A 7,343-nucleotide genomic window follows, 5' to 3' on the forward strand; every position below is an offset into this window, starting at 1 on the left:
ATAGATGCTAGTTGAGCATAGGTTTATCTTCAACCGTTTTTTTTAATTTACTAAAAATCGATTTTAATTTGAATAAAATGAGAACAAAGAACATAGCTGTTTATACTTTAGCCACATTATTACTGTTCTGTTTTGCTTTTACAAAGGCAACAAAACAAGATAAAGACCCTCAAAATGCAGGTTTAGTTTTACCAGCAGGTTTTACCGCATCTAAAATTATAGAGAACACCGGAAGGCCACGCCATATTGTGGTTACTAAAAGTGGAGAAATTTATGTGAAACTTTTCCGCTTACTAAACGGGAAAGGTATTTTGCTTTTATCTGATGATGATAAAGATGGAAAATACACCGTAAAATCTAGTTTCGGGAATTATGCGGGTACAGGTATCGCTATCAAAAACGGATACTTGTACGCCTCTTCTGATGAGGAAGTATTTAGGTATAAGCTAGATGGTAACGAACATGTAATTGATCCTGATCATCCAGAAAAAATAATCACAGGACTTTTAGCAGGCAAGCAGCACCAAACGAAATCAATTGTTTTAGACAACGATAACAACATATACGTAAATATTGGTGCAAAATTAAACTCTTGCCAAGAAAAGGATAGAGCGTTACATTCGCCTGGCATACCTGGCTGTCCGCTGCTTGATTCTATGGGCGGTATATGGAAGTTTAAAGCCGACAGATTAAACCAATCTTACTCACAAGGCGAAAGATATGCAACTGGTTTAAGAAATGTTATGGGGCTTGATTGGAACCAAACCAACAATACATTGTATGTGATGCAGCATGGTAGAGACAATCTGCACTCTTCTTGGCCAGAACTCTATACCGATAAACAATCTGCAGAATTACCCGCAGAGTGTATGTACAAAATACAAAAGGGAGATAATGCCGGTTGGCCTTATATTTACTACGATCAAATACAACACAAAAAAATATTAGCCCCAGAATATGGCGGAGATGGAAAAATTGAAGGCAATAAAAACTACATAGATCCAATAGTAGCGTTTCCTGGCCACATGGCTCCTAACGGCTTATTGTTCTATACCGGAAATTTGTTCCCAGAAAAATATAAAAACGGGGCCTTTATAGCTTTTCATGGTTCTTGGAACCGTTCGCCAGAACCACAAGAAGGTTATTATGTAGCTTTCGTTCCGTTTAAAAACGGGATGCCCTCTGGAAAATGGGAAGTATTTGCAAATGGCTTTTCTGGACTTACAGAAGTAATATCACCTGGGCAAGCACAACATCGCCCTTGTGGATTGGCACAAGGCCCAGATGGATCACTTTACGTAACCGATGATGCGAAAGGATCAATCTTCAAAATCTCATACAACAGATAAATAATTTAACCTTTTGATCTTTGCGGAGATAAAAAGACACATAAACCAGTTTAAAGCGTGAAAAAGACTCTAGTTATCTTAATATTATTATTTCCTTTTATGGTAGGTGCGCAAACCCCAGTTAAAAAAGCAACCAAACCTAGCCAAGCCAGCCCAACCATTAATGGCAAGGCCGTTTACACACAATATTGTATGCCCTGCCATCAGATTGATGGAAGTGGGGTAATGAACATGAACCCACCATTAATTAAAACAACTTATGTTTTGGGCGACCAAACCCGTTTAATAAACATTTTGTTGAAAGGATATAACAAAGGTGTTGTGATTGACGAAGATGAATATACCAACCCTATGCCATCCTTCAGCTATCTTAGCGACACACAAATTGCTGCAGTATTGACTTATGTAAGAAACAATTTTCAAAATAAAGCAAGCGCAATAACAGCTGCGCAAGTAAAAAAGGTTAGGTCGAGTAAATAACAAAATAGCCCCAAAGTAAATGACAGGGCTATTTTGTTTATTATCAGGTTATTTCTGCATTTGTTATTTTACGCAGGTTTTTTGCTGTTTCATCAATTAAATAACTTATTAATCTGGTTAACATTCACTTCGGTTTTTGGGCTAAACCTATCGCTTCCCATGTATTTTTGTAAGCTGTAGAGCAATTGTTTTGCCTCGGGCCTTTTATCGTTATCCTCCAAAAGATCGATACCAGAAACCAGTAGTTTTCCATTACCTACTTTGCACTCAAATATCAGCCCTAAAGAGCTTGCGGTGTACCAATCGTCAATTACCCTTACTATTGGTTTAATATCCTTGGAAACCGAATCTAACCGAATAGCGTTTGAGTGCATCATGCCATCCCACCATTGCCAGTTGCTATAATAATCTGTAGGGAAATTATTTAATGCCGGATGATTTGGATTGCACAAAATGCCCAATGTATTTGGTGCTTGCCCGCTAGTATAAGAGGTATTCCAAAATATAGAAGAAAAGCCGATTTTCACGTTTCCACCCATTTCTGGCTTTATTTCTCCTTTTTTTAGTGTTAGTAGAACTCTCCCTCCTTTATTTAAAACATCTAATGCTTCTTTATCAAATTTTTGTGTGGTAAAAACCTTTGTTTCCAACTTTGGTAATATGGCAGGGTAAACAAAAAAATCCCAAGAGTTGTGTCCGTCTGCAACATTAATATTCAATTGCAATTTCTCAGCTTTATCAATGGCAGATAGTGATTGGCTTATATTTCCCAAATCAATATCGTTACCTAATGGAAGATCTTTTTTATTGAGTTGGCCATAGAATAAAATTTTTCCGTTAACGTCTTTTATATTCCAGGTTGGGGTAACCTCTTTAAGTAATTTATTGCCATAATGGGCTAACTTAATTGGTATATCCAAAGTTTCATTATTGTGGTAAATAAACTTGGGGAAAAGGGCCAAGGGAACCGTTGGGCTACAAAAATGGCTAAATTCTTTGCCCGTAATGTAATTTTTATCTTGCCAAAAAGCATTTAAAACACCTACCAGAGCTGTACCCTGCCCGGGGAAATCACTTAAACCTAATAGCTGAAAGCCACCAAAATGGGGGGTTCTTAAGGCTGCTTCAATATCTGCTTTGTAACATAAAACCTGTAATTTACCCGATGCGAGCAAAAAACTATCCGCCAAGCTATAAAGCTTATTTTCTTTTAGCTTATCCTCAAAAATTTCAAAATTTTTAGGTTTTAAAATACCTGTATATTCTTTTATTTCTTTGAAATCGGGATAAACGCACCACTGCCCAATTTCATGGCTTACCGTAGGGTGTTTAGCCTTTTCTATACGGTTAGCCCAATTGTAATTTGCTTTGGGGGGCTCTGCATTAATTATGCTCTTTAAGCCCTCTCCCCATCTTTGTATCCTAGGGTTTGGTGTATTATCGTAATCACTTTCTGCGATCACTGGCCAGCCGGCCCCAGTGGTATAAAGTCTTCGGTTGTCTTTTGCCTCCCAATACTTCACAAAATCTGTGAGGTATTTTACATGGTCTTTCCCTTTAGGTTCGTTACCATAAGCCATCATCACAAAAGAAGGATGGTTGCCATAAGCTTTTTCCATCCTGTTGCTTTCTTCATACAGCCATTGATCAAGGGGCCAGCCTTCTCCTACTCTCGCATCGCCGTTAGCCCATGAACTACACTCAACCTGCAAATAAAAACCTAGCTTATCTGCGGCTTCAAAAGCGGCTTCAGGTGGTGTCCAAGAATGGTAACGTACATGGTTAAGGCCGTAAGATTTTAATTTACTGAAAATAGTGATCCACGAGTTTATGTCGGTTGGTGGATAACCGGTTATCGGGTAAGCGGCACAATCTAAAGTACCCCTTAAGAAAACAGGTTTACCGTTCATTAAAAACTGTTTGCCTTGGGCAGCAAATTCTCGCATACCAAAATCAACAGTTTTTTGACTGTTGCCCAGCTTAGTTTTTAAATTAACTTTTAAACTGTAAACATTAGGGTTAAACTCGTCCCACAGTAAGGGGTTTTGACCCATCGGATAAACCACTTCCATTGAGTTGTTCAATCTGCCTATTTTAATATCTTTGGTTAGCAAAGGCAATTTTTCTGCAGATGGGTTTGAGTTTTGTGCAAAAATTTCTAATACTCCTTTCTGAGTTTTACCTTCAAAAGAATCAAAATAAAGCTTTACCGTAATTTTTTTGTTTTGGATATCTGGATAAACCTGTACGTTTTGGATATTACATTTTGGGATAGCCTGTAACTCCATCTTGCCAATTATACCGTTCCAGTTGCCCTGTGTATTATCTGTAATGCTATGCGAGTCTTCTCCTACTTTTAGCGTATCAATCCCATTATCTATACGAATGGTAATAATATGTTTCCCTTCTGTTAAACCTTTGCCAATTAAAAATTGATGGGCTGTACCCAAACTGTTTTGTGAACCCAGGCTTTTGTCATCAACCCATAAGGTGGTTTGCCAATGTGGCCTTTCTAAAAATATATTGATGCTTTTATTGCCAAATGATTTTGGAATATCAACCACTTTTTGGTACCATGCCACTCCTTTATAATATTTTATCGGTTGCAACCAAAATGGTATTTTAATATTTCCGGCTGCTCTGTATTTTGCATATTCGGGTTTTTTGTAATAAGACGAGTCTAATATATCGCCTGTCCAAGGAGTTTTTAAGTCAATATCATTTCCGATACCATTTGTTGTCATGGAGCCGGGTAAATTGATTTTTCCATCGAGTTGTTTGTTGTACCACTTTTGTGCAATACCAATATTTAAGCTATCTATTTGAAACTCCCATTTACCAGAAAGATCAATTTTATTTTTCTCTTGCGCAAGAGAACTTTTTAAGTTAAAAACAAAGATCAAAACAAGTAAAAATAAAAATGATTTACTTTTACAAGCTTTTGGGGCAAAGAAATTTTTAAAAATTGCTTTTTGGGATAAAACAACCATCGAAATTTTATATTAATCAGTGAATAAAAGGTTTTTGAGAAAAGCAAATTAAACAAGAAAGTCCATTAAATTAATGGACTTTCTTGTTTTTATGATGGATAAAATAACCTCTTTATTATTTGGCATTAGGGTTTTTGCTTGGGAAATAAGCATCTTGTTGCTGTAACCATTTATCCAATTCCTTTTTCAGTTTCTTTGCAATTTTTGGCTCGGCAGTAAGAAGATTGTTGTGCTCACCAACATCATCTCTTAGGTTAAAAAGCTCGTACCTATCATGCTCATACCAATGTATCAGTTTCCAATCTCCGTCTCTTACGGCCGATGCAGGACTTCCTCCTTGGTTGCCATAATGTGGGTAATGCCAAAATAAAGAGCGCTTTTTAATTGTTTTTTGTTCTAACAAAGGCAATATGCTTACGCCACCCGTATTTTGTTTAGGCAGTGGTGGTAAACCAACCATTTGTAAAAATGTTGGATAAAAATCGTTGCTGATAACTGGCGTTTCGTTAATGGTATTCGGTTTTATTACTCCAGGGTACCTAACAATAAGTGGCTCCCTAATCCCACCTTCGTACATCCAACCTTTACCACCTCTTAATGGCAAATTAGAAGTTGGCGAGCCTTCGTTTATTGCTAAACCACCATTATCAGAAAAGAACACTACAATGGTATTATCATCTAATTTAAGCTCTTTTAATTTTGCCATCACTTTACCCACCGCATCATCAACAGATTGAACCATCCCGGCATAAGTTGGGTCGCTTTGTACGATCCTTACTTTTTTACCGCCTTCATCACCAAACTGATCCGTTAAACCTAATTTTTCTCTCTTTGCCGTGTATTTTGCCTTGAGTGCCGGGGTGGTATCATCAGGCCCGTGTACATTGTAAAATGCAAAATAAGCGAAGAAAGGCTGATCTTTATTATCTTCGATAAATTTCATTGTTTCTTTAGCCAAACGCTCTGGCAAATATTCGCCAGCAGGGCCTGCGTCTAAACGTGGGTTATGGTTATAAGGAGAAAAATAACCTCCTTTACCTGGGTTTCCCATAGAGTTACCGCCTTTATTGACATCAAAACCTTGATTTTCTGGCCAAAAATCTGGAGTACCCCCCAAATGCCACTTACCGGCAATAAAAGTTTTATATCCGCCTGCTTTTAAGGCCTCTGCAATTGTTTCTTCTTTTAAGGGCAAATTTTCTATATAATGTGCCGGCAGTAAAAGACGAGTATAATTTTTCTTTTTGGCCTCTTCTTCTGGTTGTGGTGCGCCAAACCAATCGGTTGTGTGCATACCTGCTGGGTATTTACCCGTCATGATACTGGCTCTTGTGGGAGAACAGACCGGGCAGGCCGCATAAGCATCGGTAAATTTCATACCCTCTTTTGCAAGCTTATCAATGTTTGGTGTTTCATAAAAACTACTTCCAAAGGCTTGCACATCGCTATATCCTAAATCATCAACCAAAAAGAATACTATGTTTGGCTTTTTCTTGTTTACGGTTTGGCTGTGTGCCTGATTTGCTAATCCTACAACAGAGAGGCAAATCAAACATTTCGCCAGATTATTAATCATTGATTTCATCCTAATAAATTAATTGATCAAACTTAAAATATAGCTGTAGGCATAAGCTTTATCTTTCAAAAGATATTCTTCATGCGGATAAGCGCCCCAGCTGGTGTCTCCGCCCACTCCTCTTTGCTTTAGATCAATATGTAAATAAACTTCGTTTTTCTCTTTTAAATCTGATGGGTGTTGCTGCTTTTTGGTTAATCCGGGATCTAAATCTTCTGCGCTATGATTAATTGCACTGAAACAAATAGGCTGATCCACTCCCGCTACTTTTAGGCCTTTGCCCGCTCCATCAGTTAGCTTAAACCATCTTACATCGGTATGGTAACCGCTTTCTTGTGGACGGATATAGGATTCTGCGTATTCGTTTTCTACTTTGTCTTTATACAAACCGATAAACGAAGCGGTCTTGCGGTCGCTGTAGTTCTCGTAAGGGCCGCGTCCATAATAGCTTAGATCGTCAAAATTACCTGGCAGTTGCATGCGCATCCCGAAACGTGGCATTTCTGGCAAGTTTTTACCTTCCATGTTTATTGATGCGGTTACCTTTACAGAACCATCATTTAAGATCTGATAAATAATGTTATAAGGCACATCTATATCGGCCAATAAATAGTTTACTTTTATGGTAACACCATCTGCGGTTTTTTCAGATACATCTACACTTTTAACAATTCTGTTATCATGTGCGGTCCTCCAAACCCCTAATCTTTCGGGCATCTTGTTTCCAAAATCGTTATCGGTTGGCGCTCTCCAGAAATAGGGCTCTGGCAACTGGTCGATAAGTTTATTGCTGCCTACCAGCCCGTAATAATTCCAGTTCCCGTTGCTGATATTAAAACTGCCTTTTACTTTATCTGTAGAAAAGTCGAGATTATTGCCCGACTTATTTACAACAAGCCCTCCAGAGACAGGTGTTTGCGCAAAGTATTTGCTATCCAATAAAAACTG

Annotated in this window: 5 protein-coding genes; 2 read left to right on the plus strand and 3 right to left on the minus strand. The window is 38.0% G+C overall.

Translation table 11 applies throughout. The annotated features are described in order from the left end of the window. The first annotated feature begins 77 nt into the window (after positions 1 to 77). Both I5M32_RS14010 and I5M32_RS14015 read left to right on the plus strand, forming a co-directional pair. Positions 78 to 1,349: a PQQ-dependent sugar dehydrogenase gene (locus tag I5M32_RS14010; protein WP_200587445.1), complete on the plus strand. Its 1,272-nt coding sequence runs from the start codon at positions 78 to 80 to the stop codon at positions 1,347 to 1,349. Positions 1,350 to 1,406: 57 nt separating this feature from the next. Next, the gene (locus I5M32_RS14015; protein WP_317193138.1) at positions 1,407 to 1,829 is read left to right on the plus strand and encodes a c-type cytochrome; all 423 of its coding nucleotides are present in this window, start codon (positions 1,407 to 1,409) and stop codon (positions 1,827 to 1,829) included. A 92-nt stretch (positions 1,830 to 1,921) separates the two neighbouring features. Here I5M32_RS14015 and I5M32_RS14020 read toward each other — a convergent pair whose 3' ends face one another. From I5M32_RS14020 to I5M32_RS14030, 3 genes are all read right to left on the minus strand, one after another. Beyond that, the gene (locus I5M32_RS14020) at positions 1,922 to 4,819 is read right to left on the minus strand and encodes a sugar-binding domain-containing protein (RefSeq protein ID WP_200587447.1); all 2,898 of its coding nucleotides are present in this window, start codon (positions 4,817 to 4,819) and stop codon (positions 1,922 to 1,924) included. A 115-nt stretch (positions 4,820 to 4,934) separates the two neighbouring features. Then, the gene (locus tag I5M32_RS14025; protein WP_200587449.1) at positions 4,935 to 6,404 is read right to left on the minus strand and encodes a sulfatase; all 1,470 of its coding nucleotides are present in this window, start codon (positions 6,402 to 6,404) and stop codon (positions 4,935 to 4,937) included. Between the two features lie 9 nt (positions 6,405 to 6,413). Then, positions 6,414 to 7,343: beta-galactosidase small subunit (locus tag I5M32_RS14030; protein ID WP_234461965.1), on the minus strand; the 930-nt coding region annotated here is incomplete at its 5' end.

The organism is Pedobacter segetis, from assembly GCF_016623585.1.
Lineage (GTDB): Bacteria > Bacteroidota > Bacteroidia > Sphingobacteriales > Sphingobacteriaceae > Pseudopedobacter > Pseudopedobacter segetis.